The organism is Proteiniphilum sp. UBA1028 (genome assembly GCF_002316955.1).
Lineage (GTDB): Bacteria > Bacteroidota > Bacteroidia > Bacteroidales > Dysgonomonadaceae > Proteiniphilum.
This window is the reverse complement of sequence record NZ_DCEN01000014.1, coordinates 3,632-3,915: the sequence shown is the minus strand read 5'-3', so window position 1 is coordinate 3,915 and position 284 is coordinate 3,632. Positions and strand designations below refer to the sequence as shown.

Below are 284 nucleotides of genomic sequence, written 5' to 3'. Positions count from 1 at the left end.
ACAGTAGCCAAATATGTGGCTGTGTCCGATTTTTTCACGCTCGATGTCGCATCATTTATCGGCAAAGGAAGCAGCAAGGAGGAGGTAGACTCTTTTGTTACTTCATGTGAAAAATACCTGGGTCAGCTGCAAATTCCCGGGATGGATGAGCCGCTGCATGTAACCAAAGAATTGTTGCACGAAATTGCAGGCAAGTTCCTGGCAGCAACACAGCATGCATCCGATATTTATGCCTATTTGAAAAAAGAGAAGGGCGAAGGCAATTTTATTACCGAGGTATCCAT

General features: G+C 44.7%; 1 pseudogene. It reads left to right on the top strand.

The window, feature by feature from the left end:
* Positions 1 to 284: pseudogene (locus B3Z75_RS01825) on the top strand (hypothetical protein); the annotation flags it as partial.